Raw genomic sequence first — 18,980 nt, 5'->3', positions numbered from 1 at the left:
AATGCGGACGATCACGGTGAGACACTGGTGGCCCTCCGGCCGCGGGATACCCGGCCGAGAATCAGCAACGCCACCAGGGTCGCGCCGAGCAGGATCAGCGTGGCCGCTGCTGCGTCGAACGTCCGACCCCGGTCTGTCAAGGTAAAGACGGTGACCGGCAACGTGCGCCAATCCGGCGGATACACCATGATCGTGGCACCGACCTCGCCCATCGACAACGCGACCGCGAGTGCGGCAGCCGCCGACATTGCCGGCAGCAGCATCGGCAGGCGGACCCGCCAAAGCACCAGCGCGGGCCGCGCCCCCAGCGACGCGGCGACCTGTGCGTACGAGTCGTCGATGCGGGTCAGCGCGCTGGACACGGTGGCGTAGGAAAAGGACAGGACGAGCACCAGGTGGGCGATCAACACGATCCAGCGCGTGCCGTTGAGCAGTAGCGGCGGTCGGCTGTACGCGACCAGGAGCCCGAGCCCAACCACCACTGATGGAATGGCAACCGGTAGGTGCAGGAGCCCGTCGGCGCCTTTGCGCAGCCAGCGGGGTGCCGCGGCCAGCGCGAGCGCCGCCCAGGTGCCGACGGCCACGGCGGCCAGCCCGGCGACAGCCGCGGTCTGCAGGCTGACGAGGAGGCTGCCCTGGTTCTCGCCGGTCAGGGCGGAACCCAGGTGGGCGACGGTAAAGCCGCCGGGCAGGACATCGTTCCACTCCGTAGCCAGTGCGGCAGCCACCAACACCGCCAGCGGTGCTGCCACGATCACCAGGAAGACGGCGGCGAACAGCGCCCAGATGGGCCAGCGGGCGCTACGGGACCAGATCAGCACCACGGGCTCCCTTACGTCTGAAGATGCGGCGATAGAGCAGGTAGAGCAGGGCGGACAGGGCGACCTCGACGACGGCAACCACGCAGGCGCTCGGATAGTCGAACGTGACCACGCCCTTGGCGTGCACCAACATCGGCAACGTGATGACGTCCTTGGCACCGATAAATAGCACGATGCCGAACTCGTTGAGGGTCAACAGCAGGGTCAGCACACCACCGGCGGCAACCGCCGGGGCTATTTCCGGCAGCACGACGCGGCGCAGGACCTGAGCTGGCCGAGCACCGAGGGAGGCAGCGACCGCGAGGCGTTCCGCCGGCAGGTGAGTAAGGGCGGCGAGGGCCGGCCGCATCACGAACGGCGTGTAGAAGGTGATCTCCGCGAGGATGACGCACCACCGTGAGTAGAGGAAGTCGCCGAGTTGCAGCACACCGGCGGCACCGTAGAGAAACGTGAAACTGAGCGCGATCAAGAAGGAGGGGAAAGCGAGTAGAGTGTCGACCGCCCGGGCAGCCGCACCGGAACCAGGGAACGGGACCAGCGCCAGTACCACAGCGAAGAAGGTGCCGAGCATGATGCAACCAGCAGTAGCCGCACCCGCGATAAGCACGGTGTTGCCGATCGCCCGGTGAAACTCACCTGCGGCCAGCACGGAGCGCCATGTCTCCAATGTCCTTACACCATCCTCGTTGGTCACCGACTGGACGCCGACGAGCACAAGCGGGTAGATCAGGAAGCCGGCCAGCACCACCAACGGGGGAAGCGCCCAGAGCAGCGGTGAGACCCGGGCGGCGCGAGCGGGCCTTTCAACGGCGAGGGCCGCGGTGGTCATGCCACACCTGCCACATTCTGCGGAAAGCTCTCGCCGGCGTCCCCGGCGGTTGACCTGGCACCCGCCCTGGCTACCACTGCGGCACCGTGCTCCGGCAACCGAACCCGTACCGGGGAGCCGACCCGCGGTAGCCCGTCGACGCTGGGCACATCGGCATGCACGCTGACTCCGCCCGGCTCGTCGAGCCCGGCGATAAGACAGGTCAAGCGATAGTTTGCACCCCGCCACTGCAAGCCGGTGAGGACCGCTGCCAGGCCAGGCCCGTCACGACGTACCCCGATGGTGTGTGGCCTTACCGCAAGCCGCACGTGGGCACCGGGAACGAGCGGTCCAGGCGCCACGGCAGTGACAGTGACCGCGCCCACATCGACCGTGCCGTTGGCATCACGAACCGTGGCTGGCAAGAGGTTGGCCCCGCCCAGGAAGGCAGCCGTGAACTCGCTGGGTGGCTGTCGGTAGAGGCCCTGGGCGGTATCCAGATCGAGTAGCTCGGCCTCGCGCATGACGGCGATCCGGTGTGCCAGAGTGAGCGCCTCGGTCTGATCGTGGGTGACATAGAGGATCGCGATGTCCGGGAGTTCGTCCCGAAGCTGACGCAGCTCGTCGAGCATGTCGGCACGCAGCTGCGCGTCGAGGGCGGAGAGCGGTTCGTCGAGCAGTAGCACCGGCGGCCGGATCGCCAACGCGCGGGCGATCGCCACCCGCTGCTGCTGTCCGCCGGACAGCTCTCGCGGGTAGCGGCGGCCATAGCCCTCCATACCGGTGAGCTCCAGCATCTCCTCGACCCGTCGGGCTGACTCCGTGCGCCGCATCCGCCGAGCGCGCAAGCCGAACCCAATGTTGTCGGCGACGGTGAGATGCGGAAAGAGGGCATACTGCTGCACCACGACGCCGAGGCCACGCTTGTGTGGTGGCACCCCGGTGACGTCTTGGCCGGCGAGCAGGACCCGACCGGACGTCGGCCGGACGAATCCGGCCAGCGCTTTCAGGGCGGTTGACTTGCCCGACCCGGAAGGGCCGAGCAAGGCCACCGTCTCGCCGGTGGCTACGTCGAGCGAGAAATCCCGCAGCGCCGTGACCTGCCCGTAGCGGACGCTGACGCGGTCAAACTGGACCGCCGACGACTCGGTCATACCGTGTTCCTCCTTGGATCCGCTGTCTCCGGTCCGCACTGGCGAGGACCGGAGACAGCGGTGGGACTGGGTGCGGTCGGTCAGGTCAGGCCGAGGGCCGTGTTGTAGGCAGCGATGTCGGCGTCCATTTCCATCAGGATCTTGGCCCAGTCGGCCGGCCAGATCTCCACGCCCTGCAGCACCTGCTCGACCTGCTGGAATTGGGCGTCGGTGGGCGTGACATCGGCGCGCGCCGGAACCCCGTACGCCTGCTGGGACACCTGCTCCTGGGCGGACGCGGAGAGCAGGAAGTCGGCCAGCTCCCGGCCAGCATCGGCGTGTGGGGCATCGGCCGCTAGGCCCATGGTGTAAGGGATGGACAAGGTAGAGGCTTTGCCGTCCGGACCGGCCGGAAAGAAGATCTCGAAGTTGGATCTGTCGTTGTTGATCGACGCGAGATTCATCTGGACGTCACCGTTGGCCACGTAGATCTCGCCCTTGCTGACTTTGGGCTGCAACTTGCCCGTGGACGACGACGGCCCGACGTTGTTGGCCTCGAGCTTCGCCAGGAACTCCAGGGCCTTGTCCTTGCCGAGGAGGTGCTGCAGGTGCAGCAGCACGGCGGTACCGTCGCCGGCCTGGCCGGGCGTCGAATACTGCAACTTTCGGGCGAAGGTGGGGCTGAGTAGCTCGTCGAACGTCTTCGGGGCGGCGTCAAGCTTGTCCGGGTTGTAAATGAAGCAAAGGTAGTTGTTTACCAACGGCACGTAGGTGTCGGTCGCGCCGGTCACCTGGTCGGCGCCAGCCGGCGTGTAGGGCTGCAGCAGACCGTCGGCGTCGGCCTTCTGGATGTACGGCGGCAGCGTGACGACGAGGTCCGCCTGGACGTTCGCCTTCTCCTTCTGCAGCCGGGAGACGACCTCGCCGGAACCGGCCTCGATCATCTGCACCGTGATGCCGGTCTGCTTTTCGAATTCGACGAACTGCCTGCTGTACCAGTCGCCGAGGCCATCAGCGGAGTAGACGGTTACGGTGGTGTCACTGTCGGCCCCACCGGAGTCGGAGGTGCCTGATCCACATGCGGCGAGGGCGAGTGAGGCCGCCCCGAGGGTAGCGAGGGCTAGCGGGAGGCGTCGCATGGCCATTACTCCTCAGGGGTGTCGGTGGGAAGAAGCAGAGTCTCGAGATCGCCGACGGAGTGGAGAACGTGGGTGGCCCCGGCAGCACGCAGTGTGGCGGCATCGTGCGCGCCGGTGCGTACTCCGGCGACGATGGCAGCACCGGCGCGGCGACCGGCGAGCACGTCCGAGGCGGTGTCACCGACAGTGGCAACCTGCCGGACGTCATCGACCCCCAGCCGCAACAGGGCGGTGAGCACCAAGTCGGGATAGGGACGCCCTCGGCCGGCCTCGGCCGGCACCAGAGTCAGATCAGTTAGGTCCTGCCAGCCCAGGGCGGAGAGGATGCGGTCGGCGGTAGCCCGGGAGAAGCCGGTGGTGAGCGTGGTACGCACCCCAGCGGCACGGAGCTTGGTGATCAATTGCTCGGCCCCGTCGATCGGTGCGCAGAGCCCGGCGTCCACGAGAAGCTCATATGCCCGTTCAAACGCACCATTGAGACTCCGTGCCGCCGCCTCATCGCCCCCGCTGAGGTGCCGGAATACAGTGAATTTCGATTCGCCCATGGTGTCGCGCACGTAGCGCAGCGCAGTGTCCCGGCCGGTGGCGATCAAGTCGACCTCATCCAGTGCACGAGTGAATGCCTGCTCGACGAGGCCATCGTCGGCGACCGTGGTGCCGGCCATGTCGAAGCAGACGAGTCGCGTCGTACCCACCAGGGCGCTCACCAGTTCAGCTCTTTCGCGGTCTGCTCGGCAATCGCCGGCGCGCAGGTCATACCCCGTCCGCCCGGCCCGGTGACCACGACGCCGTTGTCGCCGACCCGTTGGCGTTGCACGATCTCGTTCGGGTCGAGGCACTGGGCGTAGACGCCGTGCCAACGGCGCCGGATCGCCGGCAGCGGCCGGCCAAGCAACGCCGAGGCGACGTCGACGAGGTGTTCGTAGGGCTCCTCGACCTGGTCGAAGGCGAACGGCTCGGCGTAGGCGTGGGTGTCGCCGATGGTCAGGCCACCGTCTAGGCGTTGCACCATCAACAGCTGCATGGCATGTTCGGCGGCGACCGGCGGTTGCGGCTGGACGGAGTTCATCTCATCGAGCTGCGGCCCCCGGTAACCGGGGTAGTAACGGAAGGTGTCCCCGTCGGCGACCGAGGTGGTTAGCGGTACATCGAGCGGCGCGGTCTGGGCCATCTGCAACCAGACTCGGCGCACCGGCAGGTTGGGGGCGAGTTCGCGGACCAGGCCGGTGAGTACCGCGCCGGTGGCCAGGATGACCTGGTCGCCCACGTGCACGTCGCCGTGGTCGTCCCGGACTCCGCGATCGTTGAGGTCACGCACCTCCCGGCCAGGCAACCACTGGTAGCGGTGGCTGGCGGCGAGCGCCGCACGCAGTGCCGGCAACGCCACCCGGGATTCCACGGCGGCGTCGCGCTCGCACCAGAGGGCGGCGGCGAAGTCGCCGCCAAGGGCCGGGTTGACCACCCGCGTCTCGTCCCGGTCGAGCAGCTTGAACCCACGGGCCGGGGCGTCGGGAGCCGCCGCGGCGGCCTCGGCGACGGCGACTTCCTCGGGGGTTCGACAGACGGCGAGTGACCCGTTGGCGCGGAAGCCGATGCCGGCCACCTCGGTGCCGATCTCCTCCCAGAGTTCGCGAGCCCGCAGGGCGGTCTCCAACTCGGCACCGCTGGCGCGTCCAGAAACCCAGACCAGGCCGAAGTTGCGGACGGTCGCGCCGCGCGCTTCCTTGTCCCGTTCCAGATGCAGCACCTCGTGGCCGCGTCGGATGGCCTGCCAGGCGTGCATGGTGCCGAGCACTCCGCCGCCCACGATGATCATTCGCATGTTCTCTCCCTTGCTCAGCGAGCAGCTTTGGGGAGAGCCCTGACCTCCAGGTGCAGGGAGGATGACGCGCCGGTGAATGAGCCCGAAAGGTTCGTACCTTTAGCAGCAAACGGTGCGCGTCCCGGTCGGTCGAACGAAACCCAGGTCAGCCGAGGAGTCGGGTGGCGAACCCTATCCGGTCACCGCGATACAGAGAACGGACTCGCTCAATCGGCACCCGGTCCTGGTCCGCCGAGACCCGCTGCATGAGCAGCATCGGCTGGGCCGGGTTCGTGCCGAGCAGCATCGCCTCTCGCGGGTTGGCCAGCACCGTCTCGATGCGCTCGGTAGCCTCGGCATAGCGAATGCCGTACCGGTCGATCATGTGCTGGTAGAGCGAGCCGGTCCCGTCGAAATCAGTCATCAGGTCGGCGAACCGGCGTACCGGCAGGTAGGTGCTCTCCAGCCCCAACGGCTCGCCATCAGCGAGCAGCACCCGCTCCAGGTGCACCACCTCGTCAGTGGCAGCTACTCCGAGATCCGCCGCGAGCGAGTCACCGGCGGGCTGACGGTCGATCGTGACCACACGACGGCTCGGCTGGTGGCCCATCGTGTGTAGCGCCTCGGTGTAGCTGTGCAGGCCAAGCGGCTGGAACAGCTTGGGAGCGGCGACGAACGTGCCGCGTCCACGGTACGCGCGCAGGCGTCCCTCCATGGTCAGCTCAGAGATCGCCTGCCGTAACGTGGAGCGAGCCACCCCGTATGTCGCAGCGAGCTGGCGTTCCGGCGGCAGCAGGGCACCCTCCCCCAGTTCGGCCAGGAGATCAGCCAGTCGGTTTTTGACCACAAAATACTTGGGAACCCGACCATGCTCGGGCACTCCCTCACGAACCGCCTCGACAAACACCGGCTGACCCTATCCCGCAGGAGCGCACCGCCCATCGTGGAAGCCGGCCGGGTAGCGCAGGCCCGTACGACCGGTTTCGCCGTCATCGCCGGCACCTCGGGCATCCATCCCACGACTCAGAGCAGCGGACCACCGGTAGGGTGCCGGCCATGCCTGCCGTGGTCGACGCCGAAAGTTTGCTGGTCTTCCTTGCCGGGCTCGACGGGGTTTACGACGCGCCCCCACCGCTGGGAGACCCGGTGGGTGCTGCGGCAGGGCTCCGTGATGACCAGCGAGGAGCAGGAGAAATTTCTCGCCCATCCGGCGGCGGCCGACGCGGTGACGTTGCGTCGCGCCGACGAAGCAGCCAAGATTGTCGGGCATCAGGTTCCCGGTCTCGACGTGTGGGCACCGCGCCTACTCACGTACACCAGCGGTGTGTGACGGCCACCGACCCGGCCCGTAAACAGACGCTGCCGACCAAAGCCTAGGCACCTCGCTGACCCGACCCGTCGGTACCGCCGAAAGGGGTCACCACGAGATCATTCCGGGGTTGCGCGACGCGCGAACCCGTCAGCTGGCAGCAGCTGCCCTTGTAGCGGATGGCCGCACTCTCGGCATCAGCCTCCCGGCACCACCTCAGCATCGCCCCCGACGCGCGGCGCTGCCACGGTGCCGTCCTGGATCCGGCAGGCCGGACAGGATCTGCCCACTCCGCCCGACGATCACGGCCCGACCCACGGCCAGGCATTCGACTCGACCGGACGCCCGTTGTCGCCGGGCTGAAGGGGTTTCCGTGGACGCTCACCGATCATGTGGAGTCACGCGCCGCTCAGCAGATGCGCCGGCGCGGCGCACCGCGCGCGTCTCACGATCTACGTGCAAGATCCGAACGCTCCGGCTGGGTGCGAACGGTCGGCCAGTACGAGGGAACCGGAAAGGGGATCGCGTAGTGAGCTACGTCGTCACGTGGGGTCGGGGTAGCCGCCGGCCCGGCTCCACCATCGCGGAGGAGGTTAGGGGTTCGAATCCCTTCGGGCGCGCAAGATCGTGAGGGTCTGAGCTGTGGAAACGCGGATCAGGCCCTTTGGGGGCTGTCTCGCTAGCGGTGTTTCCGGCGATCTTGGTTAGTAGGTTTCAGCGGCTGGGAAGCGGTCGCTGAAGGTGATGGCGAAGGCGTTCAACGCGGGTTTCCAGCGCATCGTCCATCGGGTTCTGCCTGCTCCGGTGGGGTCCAGGGAGCGAGTCACCAGGTACAGACACTTCAACGCGGCCTGCTCGTTGGGGAAGTGGCCGCGGGCCTTGACCGCCCGCCGGTAGCGGGCGTTGAGCGACTCGATCGCGTTGGTCGAGCAGATGACCTTGCGGATCTCCAGGTCGTAGTCGAGGAACGGGATGAACTCCGCCCAGGCGTTGTCCCACAAGCGGATCACCGCCGGATACCGGCCGCGCCACTTGTCGGCCAGGTCGTCGAACGCCGCTCGGGCGGCGTCGGCGTTGACGGCGGTGTAGATCGGCTTGATGTCGCGTTTGATCTCGTCCCAGTACTTGCGGGAGGTGAGCCGGAAGGTGTTGCGGATCAGATGGATCACGCAGGTCTGCACCACCGTGCGGGGCCACACGTTCGTCACGACCTCGGGCAGGCCCTTCAACCCGTCGCAGACGAGGAAGAACACGTCCTTGACGCCGCGGTTGCGTAGGTCGGTGAGCACGCTCATCCAGAACTTCGCGCCCTCACCACCTGCGCCGGCCCACAGACCGAGGATGTCCTTGTCGCCGTCGAGGGTGACGCCGATCGCGGCATAGAACGGCCGGTTGGCGACCTGCCCGTCACGGACCTTGACCACGATGGCGTCGATGAACACCGCGGCGTACATCTCGTCCAGGGGCCGGTGCGACCAATCCGCCATCTCCTCGAGCACCTTGTCGGTGATCCGGGAGATCGTCTCCTTCGACACCGAAGCCCCGTAAATCTCGGCGAAGTGCGCGCTGATCTCCCCGGTCGTGAGGCCTTTGGCATACAGCGACAACACGACCTCGTCGACCCCCGACAAGCGCCGCTGCCGCTTACGGACGATCTGCGGCTCGAACGTGCCCGCCCGGTCCCGCGGCACATCGATCTGCACCGGGCCGTTGCCGTCGGTCAACACCGTCTTCGACCGAGTGCCGTTACGGATGTTGCCCGACCCGACACCGGCCTGGTCGTGCTTTTCGTAGCCGAGGTGCTCGGTCATCTCCTCGTTCAGTGCGGTCTCCAGGACCGTCTTGGTCAGCTGCTTGAGCAGCCCGTCCGGGCCCGTCAACGACAGCCCTTGTTCCTTGGCGGCTCGGACCAACTCGACGGCGGCTTTCGCCTCCGCGGTCGACTCGGGCCGCTTCTTACGTCCGGTCTGATCGTTCAGTGTCGCGGTCATCACGGCACCCTCCTCACCAGGCACAACGCCTGGCAGGTCAGGCCGGAAACACCGTTAGATCCACACTCCCCGGTCAGATGCTAACCTCGGTCTTTCATTTGAGGGTGGCTGCATAGCCGACTCTCGATGAGTACGATTCGCGTGGTTGCTGACGTTTGACGGCATGTTGAGGACCCGGCGTGGGGCCGGGTTCCTCCGTGTCGACTGGTAGTGGTGTGGGGCTGCGGGATCAGCCGGTGGGCCGGGGTAACGCGGCGAGAGCGGTGAATGCGCTGGTCAACGCGTCGGTCCAGGGCCAGCCGTTGGCGATAGCGAGACGGGTTCGGCGGGCGGTGCGGGTGATCCGGGCCGCGACGTGCAGCAGCCGGTAGCGCAGTTTCTTGGGCTCAGCGGTGGCGAGGTCACCGTCCAGCAGCAGATTCTGGGTCCAGGCGAGCAGGTCGATGCCGGTCAACGCGAGTTGGAGCCAGGCCTGGTTGATCGCGAGCAGTCGGGACGGGAACCGGCCGAAGCCGGTGTCTTTTCCGGTGCGGATGCGGTCTTCGACCCGGGCGTGAGCCCGGTGGCGGGCTTCCAGGAACTGGATGCTGCCGGCGCCGGGTGGGGTGTCGGTGGCGACGAGTTGGTGCCGCCAGCCCTCGACGGTGTCGAACAGCGACAGTTGAGCGCCGGGGTGCGGGCGTTCCCGGCGGACCAGGAAGCGGGTGCCCTCGGGCCAGCCGCTGGCGTCGAACAGGCCAGTGATCTCGCAGACTTCGGCATGTTCGCGCAGGTCACCGTCAGTGTCGACGGCGGGGACCCAGCCAGTCGCGGCCCGGATCGCTTCATGCACGGGTTCGGTGATCGCGGCGCCGACCGAGAACCGGATGTCGAGGTGCTGATCCCGCAGGCTGCGAATATGGGCGAGGAATCGGTGACTGGAACCGGCAGCATCGGCGCGGAGCAGGATCGGGGTGCCGTGCCGGCAGACGTCGGGGATCTGGGCGAGGGCGTGGTCGAGGACGGTGATGTGGTCGGCGGTGGTGTTGGAACCGGCCCGGCCCTCCCGCAACAGCCCGGCAAGAGCTTCGCCGGTGTTGTCCAGGAAGCACAGCAACGGGTGGTAGCCGAAGGTCTTCTTCCAGGTGCGGGTCGCCGCTTCCTTCTCGGAGTGACAGATCACGATGGTCGCGTCGATGTCTAGGACCAGGCCGTCGACCAACTGGCCGGCGACCGCCGGTTGCGGCAGGTCACCGCGGGTGTCGGCGTGCTGGGCCCAGGCGACCTCCCGAGCTCGGGCCCGCGCGGCACGCAGCTCGGTCAGCAGCGTCTCGTCGAGTCGCGACAACAGTCGCCAGGCCGTGGGGTCGGAGGCGACCGTCCCGAACAGGGCCGTCTGGTCACGCAGCACGGCCAAATCGGCGATGGCCTCACCGCCGTCGGCGAGCATCACCGCCAGATCGACAGCGACACGGCCCGGATCATGGCCTCTGCGGCGCTGCCGCAGACTCGCCAAGGCCTCACTGAACGCGCTGGTCAACCCGGTGGCATCGGCGAGATCAGCGAGCAGCCGGGCACCGGCATGACCGACCACGCCCCGCCCGTTCCCGGTCACGATGATCTTCGGACGTGTTGCGGTAGCCTGCACCCTGCAAGTGCCTTCCGTGGCGGGACTATGGGACCTTCGACAAGCCCTATTTTCCCTGATCAGAAGGCACTTCTTCGTTCTCGGTCCACTCTTTGGACAGCCCCTAATGAAGGCCCGAGGCTAAGGGCTGTCTCGTGACGGTGAAGGCCGTTGCCCGGCACCGGGTTGGCGTCTGCTGCTGCCTGCACCGCGACGACGAATGTGCGCCAGACAGGGGCTCGGCTTCCCTCAACGCTTGATCTTGGTGTGGGTCAGCGGCGAGCAGGGTCCTCCTCGGGCCGGATCCAATCGAAGGTGCGCTCCACCGCCCGTCGCCAGTTTTCCCGTTCCCGTGTCCGGACTGCGGCATCCATCTCCGGCACCCATCGGGCAGCCGGATGCCAGTTGCTGCGCAGGCCCTCCAGGTCTGGCCAGTACTCGACCGCAAGCCCGGCTGCGTATGCGGCCCCGAGGGAGACCGTCTCGGCCGCCATCGGGCGCACCACCGGCACTGCAAGTACGTCCGCGACGAACTGCATCAGCAAATTGTTCGCGGTCATCCCGCCGTCCACCCGTAAGGCGGTCAGCTCCAGCCCGGAGTCGGCGTTCATGGCGTCGACCACCTCACGGGTCTGCCACCCGGTCGCCTCCAGCACGGCCCGGGCCAGGTGCCCCTTGGTGATATATGAGGTGAGTCCGACGATCGTGCCGCGCGCCTCGCTGCGCCAGTGTGGGGCGAAAAGCCCGGAGAAGGCGGGCACAATGTAGCAGCCGCCGTTGTCGTCGACCGTTCGGGCGAGGGTCTCGATTTCCGGTGCGGTGCTGATCAACTCCAGCCGGTCGCGGAACCACTGCACCAGGGATCCTGTGATCGCGATGGACCCCTCCAGGGCGTACAGGGCGGGCTCGTCGCCGATCCGGTAGCCGACGGTGGTGAGCAGGCCGTGCCGCGAAGGCACCGGCTCGGTACCGGTGTTCAGCAGCAGGAAGCTGCCGGTGCCATAGGTGCACTTGGCGTCGCCTGGGTCGAAGCAGGTCTGACCGAACAGGGCGGCCTGCTGGTCACCGAGGGCCGCCGCGATCCGGACGCCGGGCAGGACGGCTGTGGCGGTGCCGTACACCTCCGACGAGGAGCGGATCTGCGGCAGCATGGCCGCCGGCACGCCGAAGAAGCTCAGCAGTCTGGGATGCCAGTCGAGAGTGCGCAGATCCATCAACATGGTACGGCTGGCGTTGGTGACGTCGGTCAGGTGCAGGCCGCCGTCCGGGCCGCCGGTGAGGTTCCAGATCAGCCAGCTCTCCATGGTCCCGAAGAGCACCTCGCCGCGTTCGGCGCGTTCGGCGAGGCCGGGGATGTGGTCGAGCAGCCAGCGCAGCTTCGGGCCGGAGAAGTACGTGGTCAGCGGCAGCCCGCACAGCTCCTGGATGTGCTCGGCGCCGCTGGCGCGGGAAAGGGCTTCCACCACCAGGTCGGTGCGGGTGTCCTGCCAGATGAGCGCGGGAGCCACCGGGACACCGGTGCGCCGGTCCCAGACGACCGTGGTTTCGCGCTGGTTGGCGATCCCGATCGCGGCGATCTGGTCGATGCTGAGGCCGGCCTGGTTGAGGGCGCGGGGAACGACCTTGCCGACGTTGCGCCAGATCTCCATAGCGTCGTGCTCTACCCAGCCCGGCCGGGGAAAGTGCTGCCGGTGTTCCCGCTGGGCAACTGAGACGAGATTGCCACGGCGGTCGAAGACGATGCATCGGGTGGACGTGGTTCCCTGATCGATGGCGACGACAAAGCGCTCGGTCATTACTCGTCCTTCGTGAAGCCGGGTGGTGGGTGACGGATCACCAGCGCGTGGCGCCGAGATCGCGGGACACCGCGCGGGCGGCGTCGCGGACGTACGTGACGAGGGCTGGGCGGGGGTTGCCGGACCCGTCGCAGGTGCGGTGCACCGGACCGGAGAGCCCGATCGCGCCCACGACCAGGCCGCCATAGCCACGGATCGGCGCGGCGATGCCGGCCTCGCCAGGGGTCATCTCACCGATTTCGGCCCCCCAGCCATTGTCCCGGATTTCGCTGAGGGCCCGGGTGAGTGCTCGTGCGGTGACCAGGGTGCGTCGGGTGTAGGGCTCGGGTTCGCGTTGCGTAACCGCGTTGGCGGCGCCCACGTCGTAGGCGAGCAGGACTTTGCCGAGCGCGGTGGCGTGCGGGGGAAGAAGGGACCCGACGTCCAGCGTCTGGAGGATGTCGTCGGGCCGGAACACGTGGTGGACCACAAGTACCTTGCCGTCCAGCAGAGTGCCGATACGGACCGCCTCGCCGCTGCGCGCGGCGAGTGGGTCCGCCCAGTTGATGGAACGGGACCGGAGCTCGTTGACGTCGAGGTAGCTCGTGCCGAGGTGCAGCAGCGTGGCACCGAGTTGGTACTTGCCGGAGGTCTTGTCCTGTTCCACGAATCCGACGTCTTGCAGCGTACGTATGATGCCGTGCGCCGTGCCCTTGGGCAGGTTGAGAGAACGGGCGATCTCCCCGATGCCGAGCCGGCCGGAACTGCTGGCCAGCAGGCGGAGGATCGCCGCGGCACGCGCGATGGACTGCACCTGACCCGGCATGGGGCGGATGCTAGAGCGTTCGGGGCCAACGCAACAGTGTTCGGCATTGTCGACCGGGGTTCGTTGACCTGCCTCCTCATGTTTCCTACGGTTCACCGCACGGCGACGTCCGACACCTCGCCGACATCGCACGGCCCTCCGTCCCCCGGTCGCGGAGGTCCGCCACCCCCACCTGGAGACACCATGACACAGCGTGTGAGAGCGCCCGGACTCCTTGGCGAGCTGGCCGCCGAGTTCGCCGGCACCGCGATCCTGATTCTCTTCGGCGTGGGCGTCGTCGCCCAGGTCACTGCCGGTGGCACCGGTGAGTTCGACAGCATCGCCTGGGCCTGGGGCCTTGGCGTCGCGCTGGGCATCTACGTCGCTGGCCGGATCAGTGGCGCCCACCTCAATCCGGCGGTGACGCTCGCCCTCGCGGTGTTCAAGGGCTTCTCGTGGCGCAAGGTGATGCCCTATGCCCTCGCACAGACCGCCGGGGCGTTCGTCGCGGCCCTGATCATTCGCTGGAACTACAGCGAGGTGCTGCAGCGGTTTGACCCGGGCTTGACCAGCAAGAGCCAGGGCGTCTTCTCGACCCTGCCGGGTGCTGGCATCACCGAGTGGGGCGCCCTGCGTGACCAGATCATCGGCACGGCGATCCTGCTGTTTCTGATCCTTGCCGTAACCGACGCCCGCAACTCTCTGCCCGGTGCCAACCTTGCCCCACTGATCGTCGGCCTGATCGTGGTCGCGATTGGCATGGCGTTCGCCGTCAACGCCGGCTACGCGATCAACCCGGCCCGTGACTTCGGCCCCCGCCTCGCGTCCTTCCTCACCGGGTACGAGACGGCCTTCCTGGACCCGAGCGGATATCCGTATTTTTGGGTGCCCATCGTCGGACCGCTGGTCGGTGGTGTCATCGGCGCCGGCCTCTATCAATTGTTCGTCGGCCGATTCCTGCCGAGCGATGAGCCGCAGCCGGGCGCGAACAGCGCCGAGACTGCGACCGAAACGGCTGCGATGTCCGAGCGCGCCCGCGTCTGATCGACATATCCCGACGACCCGTAGAGGTGACCTCCCGTATGGCTGACTTCGTTGGTGCGGTGGACCAGGGCACCACCAGTACCCGTTTCATGGTTTTTGATCACGGTGGTAACGACGTCGGTCGCCACCAGCTCGAGCATCAGCAGATCCTGCCGCGGCCCGGTTGGGTCGAACACAATCCGGTGGAGATCTGGGAGCGGACCCAGACCGTCATCCAGACCGTGCTCTACGAGCACCGCCTGACCGTCACCGACCTCGCCGCGCTCGGGATCACCAACCAGCGTGAGACCACCGTGGTATGGAACAGGCGCACCGGTCGGCCCTACCACAACGCCATCGTGTGGCAGGACACCCGCACCGACCGGATCGCCTCGGCACTGGAGCGCTCGGGGCGGGGCGACATCATCCGCCGTAAGGCCGGCCTGCCACCGGCCACATACTTCTCCGCCGGCAAGATCCAGTGGATCCTCGACAACGTCGATGGGGTCCGGGAAGCAGCCGAGCGTGGAGAGGCCGTCTTCGGCAACACCGACACCTGGCTACTGTGGAACCTGACCGGCGGCACCGACGGCGGCGTGCACGTCACCGATCCGACCAACGCCAGCCGCACCATGCTGATGAACCTGGACACGCTGGACTGGGACGACGAACTACTGTCGTTCTTCGACATCCCACGCGCCATGTTGCCCCGGATCCGACCATCGTCCGACCCGGACTCCTACGGTGCCACCACGGCGCGTGGTCCGTTCACCGGATCGGTCCCGCTCACCGCGGACCTCGGCGACCAGCAGGCAGCCACCGTCGGTCAGGTCTGCTTCGCCCCGGGCGAGGCCAAGAACACCTACGGTACGGGCAACTTCATGCTCCTCAACACCGGCACGGAGATCGTCCGCTCCCAGGCCGGCCTACTCACCACCGTCTGCTACCAGTTCAGCGACCAGGCGCCGGTATACGCCCTGGAAGGCTCCATCGCGGTCACCGGATCAGCCGTGCAGTGGCTACGCGACCAGTTGAAAATCATCAACACCGCAGGGCAGAGCGAGATCCTGGCCCGCCAGGTGCCCGACAACGGCGGAGTGTACTTCGTACCCGCCTTCTCCGGCCTGTTCGCCCCGTACTGGCGCTCCGACGCCCGCGGCGCGATCGTCGGCCTGTCCCGGTTCAACACCGACGCCCACATCGCCCGGGCCACCCTCGAGTCGATCTGCTACCAGAGCCGAGACGTCGCCGAGGCCATGGCCAAAGACTCCGGCGTACCGCTGGAATGTCTCAAGGTCGACGGCGGCGTCACCGACAACGACCTGTGCATGCAACTGCAAGCCGACATCCTCGGCGTACCGGTAAGCCGGCCCGTGGTCGCCGAGACCACCGCGCTCGGCGCCGCGTACGCCGCCGGCCTCGCCGTCGGATTCTGGCGCAGCACCGACGAACTACGCGAGAACTGGAACGAAAGCCACCGCTGGCAGCCCACCTGGCCACCAGAACAACGCCAAGCCGAGTACGAACGCTGGAAGCAGGCCGTCCAACGCACCCTGAACTGGGTCGACGTCGACTGACCACCACCGCATCCGAGAAACCCGGGAGGCCGGCGTCCCCGCTGGCCTCCCAGACACAGGAGAGAGAACGCATGCACTCCGCGACACTGTCACTGGCCGCCCGCGAGCGGTCGCTGGCCGCGCTGAGCAGCGGCCCGGAACTGGACGTCCTGGTGGTCGGTGGCGGCGTCACCGGCGCCGGCTGCGCCCTGGACGCCGTCACCCGGGGCCTGTCGGTCGGTCTCGTCGAGGCCCGCGACTGGGCCAGCGGCACGTCGAGCCGCTCCAGTAAACTCATCCACGGTGGTCTGCGCTACCTGGAGATGCTTGACTTCGGGCTGGTCCGCGAGGCGCTGCGCGAGCGGGGCCTACTACTGCAGCGACTCGCCCCGCACCTGGTCCGGCCGGTGCCGTTTCTCTACCCACTGCGGCACCGCGGCTGGGAACGGCTGTACGCGGGCGCCGGTGTCCTGCTCTACGACACGATGAGCCTTTCCGGCAGCAACTCCCGCGGGGTACCGGCCCACCGGCACCTGACCCGACGTGGCGCGGTCCGCGCTTGCCCGTCCCTGCGTCCGGAGTCGCTGGTGGGCGCGTTGCAGTACTACGACGCTCAGGTCGATGACGCCCGGCTGGTGACGTGTCTCGTCCGTACCGCCGCAGCCCACGGCGCGTACCCCGTTTCCCGAGCCCGGGTCGTGGGCCTCCTGCGCGACGGAGACCGCATCACCGGGGCGCGGGTCCACGACCTGGAGACCGACCAGGTCCTCGAGGTCCGCGCCCGGCAGGTCATCAACGCCACCGGCGTCTGGACCGACGAAATCCAGTCTCTCGTTGGGGAGCGTGGGCCGGTGCAGGTTCGCGCGTCGAAAGGTATCCACCTCGTCGTGCCCCGCGACCGGATCCGCTCCACCACCGGCCTGATCCTGCGAACCGAATCCAGCGTGCTGTTCGTGATCCCGTGGGGTCGGCACTGGCTGATCGGCACCACCGACACCGACTGGGATCTGGACAAGGCGCACCCGGCAGCGACCAGCCGCGACATCGACTACCTGCTGGAACGGGTCAACGAGGTACTGGCCAGTCCGCTGACCCGCGACGACGTCGAGGGCGTATACGCGGGCCTGCGGCCGCTGCTGTCCGGGCATTCGGATGCGACCGCCAAGCTGTCCCGTGAGCACACCGTGGCGAACCCGGCGCCGGGTCTGGTGATGGTCGCCGGCGGGAAGTACACAACGTACCGGGTGATGGCCCGCGACGCTGTCGACGAGGCCGTGCGGGGACTCGGCGGTGGGGTGCCGCGGTCCTGCACCGACCGGGTTCCCCTGCTCGGCGCCGAGGGCTATGTCGCCCGATGGAACCAGCGCCGTCGCATCGCGCGACAGTACAACCTGACCGTGGAGCGGGTTGAGCATCTGTTGCGCCGCTACGGCGCCGCCGTCGACGAGGTGTTGGACCTGCTGGGAGAGGATCCGACCCTCGTTGAGCCGCTCGACGGCGCCGACGACTATCTGCGTGTGGAGGTCGTCCACGCGGCGTCAGCCGAGGGTGCCCTGCACCTGGAGGACGTGCTTACCCGGCGTACACACATAACGATCGAGACGTTCGACCGGGGCCTGGCAGCCGCCCGACCGGCGGCGCAGTTGATGGCGTCGGTGCTCGGCTGGGACGCCGAGCGTGTGGACCGCGAGGTGGCGCACTACGTCGCACAGGTGGACGCCGAACGGATGGCGCACGACCAGATCGACGACCAGGCCGCCGACGCGGCCCGGCTGGTCGTGCCGGATGTGGTGCCGCAGGTAGCGCTCGCGGCCTGACCTGGCGCGCGCGCCGCATGCGTTCCGCCACGTCCCGCCCGACAGGCCGGAGTCAGCTACGGCCGACCCGGCTCGGATCTGCGTGAAGCCCGAACATGATCAATTACCGGCCCCAACCTACGGAAGAGAGCTGGTTTCCGGGTTAGTACTGCAACGGCAGTAGGCGAATCGAGTTCGGCTCGCGTTCGTTGGTCCGATTGTGGCGGATGTTGATGTCGATCGTTGGCATGGGGAGTTGGGCCGGTTGCATGCCCGTATCGGGCCCCGGTTTCGCCGTTCGGAGCCACGGCGGCGGACCTGTGCGGGCTGGGTGTCGGGGTTGGGGCGTAAGAACGGCTGGACCCTGGCTGAGCAGGCCGGGGATGTGTCGCCGGACGGGATGCAGCGGCTGTTGCGGTGGGCGGACTGGGACATCGACGCGGTCCGTGATGATGTGCGGGACTACGTGGTCGAGCACCTCGGCGACCCGGCTGGTGTGTTGATCGTCGACGACACCGGGTTCCTGAAGAAGGGCACCCGGTCGGCCGGGGTGCAACGGCAGTACTCCGGCACCGCCGGACGTGTCGAGAACTGCCAGGTCGGGACGTTCCTGGCTTACCGTTCGTCGAAGGGTCACGCGTTGATCGACCGGCAGCTCTACCTCCCGGCGTCGTGGACCGATGACCGGGACCGGTGCCCGAGCCGCCGGGATCCCGGACGACGTCGAGTTCGCCACCAAGGTGCAGATGGCCCGCCAGATGCTGGCCCGAGCCCTCGACGCCGGGGTGCCGGTGGGGTGGGTGACCATGGACGAGGCCTACGGCCAGTCGAAGTCACTGCGGCTGTGGCTGGAACACCAGGATATGGGTTATGTAGTCGCGACCCGCCGCAACGACGACATGATCACCACCACGATGGGCACCTGCCGAGCAGACAAGCTGATCGCCGCCCTACCGGCTCGGGCATGGTGCCGGCTGTCCGCCGGCGCCGGCGCCCACGACCCCCGCGAGTACTGGTGGGCGCGGGTACCGGTGCACATCGGCTGGCAACCCGGTCGCGGGCACTGGCTCCTGGCCCGTCACAGCATGACGACCGGCGAGATCGCCTACTACGTCTGCTACGGACCCCGCCGCACCCGCCTGATCGACCTCGCCCACATCGCCGGAGCGCGGCGGGCGATCGAGGAGTGCTTCCAACAGGCCAAAAACGAAGCCGGCCTCGACGAATACCAGGTCCGCGACTGGCGAGCCTGGTACACCCACATCACCCTCGCGATGGCCGCCCACGCCTGGCTGTCCGTCGCCCGATCCCTTACCGCAAAAGGGGATCCAGCCCCAGCGACGACATGATGATCGGCTACACCGTACCGGAGATCCGAAGACTGCTCACCACACTCGTAGTGCGATCAACCCACCCA

14 protein-coding genes and 3 pseudogenes are annotated in these 18,980 nt (G+C 67.8%); 6 read left to right on the top strand and 11 right to left on the bottom strand.

The annotated features are described in order from the left end of the window. Positions 1-11: 11 nt before the first annotated feature. From AC1UKG_RS06040 to AC1UKG_RS06010, 7 genes are all read right to left on the bottom strand, one after another. Positions 12-824 carry an ABC transporter permease subunit gene (locus AC1UKG_RS06040; protein ID WP_018744364.1) on the bottom strand — a complete coding sequence of 271 codons (813 nt, stop codon included), beginning with the start codon at positions 822-824 and terminating at the stop codon, positions 12-14. Then, entirely contained in the window at positions 802-1,650 is an 849-nt protein-coding gene (locus AC1UKG_RS06035; protein WP_482643011.1) for a 2-aminoethylphosphonate ABC transporter permease subunit, read from the bottom strand. The genes AC1UKG_RS06040 and AC1UKG_RS06035 overlap by 23 nt, the downstream gene beginning before the upstream one ends. Beyond that, on the bottom strand, positions 1,647-2,783 hold the full coding sequence (locus AC1UKG_RS06030) for an ABC transporter ATP-binding protein (protein ID WP_482643012.1): 1,137 nt from the start codon (positions 2,781-2,783) through the stop codon (positions 1,647-1,649). The genes AC1UKG_RS06035 and AC1UKG_RS06030 overlap by 4 nt, the downstream gene beginning before the upstream one ends. A gap of 80 nt (positions 2,784-2,863) precedes the next feature. Next, positions 2,864-3,907, bottom strand: coding sequence for a 2-aminoethylphosphonate ABC transporter substrate-binding protein (locus AC1UKG_RS06025; protein WP_482643013.1), 1,044 nt, complete (start codon positions 3,905-3,907; stop codon positions 2,864-2,866). Further along, positions 3,907-4,608, bottom strand: a complete 702-nt coding sequence (locus AC1UKG_RS06020) for a phosphonatase-like hydrolase (RefSeq protein WP_482643014.1) — start codon at positions 4,606-4,608, stop codon at positions 3,907-3,909. The genes AC1UKG_RS06025 and AC1UKG_RS06020 overlap by 1 nt, the downstream gene beginning before the upstream one ends. Next, positions 4,605-5,723, bottom strand: a complete 1,119-nt coding sequence (locus AC1UKG_RS06015; RefSeq protein ID WP_026271479.1) for a TIGR03364 family FAD-dependent oxidoreductase — start codon at positions 5,721-5,723, stop codon at positions 4,605-4,607. Before AC1UKG_RS06015 ends, AC1UKG_RS06020 begins: the two co-directional genes overlap by 4 nt. A 145-nt stretch (positions 5,724-5,868) precedes the next feature. After that, a complete protein-coding gene (locus AC1UKG_RS06010; RefSeq protein ID WP_018744358.1) occupies positions 5,869-6,609 on the bottom strand; it encodes a GntR family transcriptional regulator in 741 nt (246 codons plus the stop codon). 149 nt (positions 6,610-6,758) lie between these two features. Here AC1UKG_RS06010 and AC1UKG_RS06005 point away from each other — a divergent pair. Beyond that, positions 6,759-7,032, top strand: a pseudogene (locus AC1UKG_RS06005) (hypothetical protein). A gap of 121 nt (positions 7,033-7,153) precedes the next feature. Then, a pseudogene (locus AC1UKG_RS06000) lies at positions 7,154-7,541 on the top strand (DddA-like double-stranded DNA deaminase toxin); the annotation flags it as partial. 174 nt (positions 7,542-7,715) lie between these two features. Here AC1UKG_RS06000 and AC1UKG_RS05995 read toward each other — a convergent pair. From AC1UKG_RS05995 to AC1UKG_RS05980, 4 genes are all read right to left on the bottom strand, one after another. Continuing rightward, positions 7,716-9,002: an IS256 family transposase gene (locus AC1UKG_RS05995; protein WP_482641803.1), complete on the bottom strand. Its 1,287-nt coding sequence runs from the start codon at positions 9,000-9,002 to the stop codon at positions 7,716-7,718. Between the two features lie 229 nt (positions 9,003-9,231). Next, positions 9,232-10,629 carry an IS1380 family transposase gene (locus AC1UKG_RS05990; RefSeq protein WP_482642074.1) on the bottom strand — a complete coding sequence of 466 codons (1,398 nt, stop codon included), beginning with the start codon at positions 10,627-10,629 and terminating at the stop codon, positions 9,232-9,234. 251 nt (positions 10,630-10,880) lie between these two features. After that, entirely contained in the window at positions 10,881-12,404 is a 1,524-nt protein-coding gene (glpK, locus tag AC1UKG_RS05985; RefSeq protein WP_018739229.1) for a glycerol kinase GlpK, read from the bottom strand. Positions 12,405-12,441: 37 nt separating this feature from the next. Then, positions 12,442-13,209 (bottom strand): IclR family transcriptional regulator, encoded by a 768-nt coding sequence (locus AC1UKG_RS05980; RefSeq protein ID WP_018745002.1) that lies wholly within the window; start codon positions 13,207-13,209, stop codon positions 12,442-12,444. Between the two features lie 183 nt (positions 13,210-13,392). On the opposite strand from AC1UKG_RS05980, the gene AC1UKG_RS05975 reads away from it, so the two are divergent. The 4 genes and pseudogenes from AC1UKG_RS05975 to AC1UKG_RS05960 all read left to right on the top strand — a co-directional run bounded on the left by AC1UKG_RS05975 (position 13,393) and on the right by AC1UKG_RS05960 (position 18,912). Further along, a complete protein-coding gene (locus AC1UKG_RS05975; RefSeq protein WP_012184592.1) occupies positions 13,393-14,232 on the top strand; it encodes an MIP/aquaporin family protein in 840 nt (279 codons plus the stop codon). A 38-nt stretch (positions 14,233-14,270) separates the two neighbouring features. Beyond that, positions 14,271-15,788: a glycerol kinase GlpK gene (gene glpK / locus AC1UKG_RS05970; RefSeq protein ID WP_012184593.1), complete on the top strand. Its 1,518-nt coding sequence runs from the start codon at positions 14,271-14,273 to the stop codon at positions 15,786-15,788. A 71-nt stretch (positions 15,789-15,859) separates the two neighbouring features. Continuing rightward, positions 15,860-17,584 carry a glycerol-3-phosphate dehydrogenase/oxidase gene (locus AC1UKG_RS05965; RefSeq protein WP_482642073.1) on the top strand — a complete coding sequence of 575 codons (1,725 nt, stop codon included), beginning with the start codon at positions 15,860-15,862 and terminating at the stop codon, positions 17,582-17,584. 199 nt (positions 17,585-17,783) lie between these two features. Then, positions 17,784-18,912 (top strand): annotated as a pseudogene (locus tag AC1UKG_RS05960) (IS701 family transposase). Positions 18,913-18,980 lie beyond the last annotated feature (68 nt).

It is taken from the genome of Salinispora sp. CH2A1_6, from assembly GCF_056820975.1.
This window is presented reverse-complemented; position numbering and strand designations above follow the sequence as displayed.